Raw genomic sequence first — 1,068 nt, 5'->3', positions numbered from 1 at the left:
GGTTGACCTGTCAGGGATTAACTGTGGTACAAACTTTGCCATGGCTGTAAAGCGTACCACCAGTGCAGATGGTCCCAACCCGGGTGAAACAGCTTATAGTAATTCTACCAATAGAAATGGAAATTTATGGTTGGCCTCTCAATTTTATACTGGTAAAAAATGCACAACATGCAAAGTTGCTAGTATAAAGACCTCTCCATCTACAGAAGAAGATAATTTAAATAAACATGTGTTCGTTTACCCCAATCCGGTAAAACATACTTTGAATATTGTTAACTTAAGTACAGATTCAAAAATAAAGCATGTAAGCATTTTTGATATTACCGGTAAATCGGTTTACAGTAACGGCTATACTAAAAGTATAGATATGTCTGGTTTTTCCAAGGGCTTATATATATTGAAGTTGGAGTCTGAAGAAGGAGCTACTTTATTGGTAAATAAAATTATATTGGAATAAAATTAAGATATCTGATTTTAATTTCAAGGCAGAAAATGCTTAACAGGCTAAAATATGTATTCGTAATAAAAATCCCTTATAAAGTTAAATTAAGGGATTTTTATAATACCATACCCAAATTTATATTGTTCAGCTAGAATCAAGAAAAATTAACAATAATGATATGACCAATATCATAATCAATTTATTTCAAAATGTGTTTATCAATACAAAAATGACTCTTTGTGGTGTCCACTGTTTAATAAAAACGCTATAGTTTTATGCTAAAACAGGAAAGTTGTTACCAGAAAACCAGGCAAAATTTGATGGAGTTATGGGAAAAAGATAAAAGAAATAAATCATGCTTTGATTTTATAAAAAGCAAACTAAAATAATAGCTAATTAATAAATTGATTTATATGAAAACCATAATTACGAAAATAGGAGCAATTTTTATTTTATCTTGTATTTTCCTATCTTTTAAAAATAGTGGTTCTGAGGCGGTATATTATTTTACAACGTTTAAGGTAGGAAATACAACAGAGCTTTTGCAAGCTGCAGCAGTAGTCCAGCCTGGTGATGTCATTGAATTGGAAGATGGTATCTATAATAATTTCTTATTGGAATTAAAA

General features: G+C 30.1%; 2 protein-coding genes. Both read left to right on the top strand.

Annotated features, from left to right (window positions below):
• Window positions 1-457, top strand: a 457-nt coding sequence (locus tag VOI54_RS17980) for a T9SS type A sorting domain-containing protein (RefSeq protein ID WP_326284731.1), incomplete at its 5' end; no start/stop codon positions are given.
• 398 nt (window positions 458-855) lie between these two features.
• Window positions 856-1,068 (top strand): hypothetical protein (locus tag VOI54_RS17975; RefSeq protein WP_326284729.1); only part of this gene is annotated, 213 nt, incomplete at its 3' end.

The organism is Alterotamlana spongicola (assembly GCF_035818475.1).
Taxonomy (GTDB): Bacteria; Bacteroidota; Bacteroidia; order Flavobacteriales; family Flavobacteriaceae; genus Cognatitamlana.
This window is presented reverse-complemented; position numbering and strand designations above follow the sequence as displayed.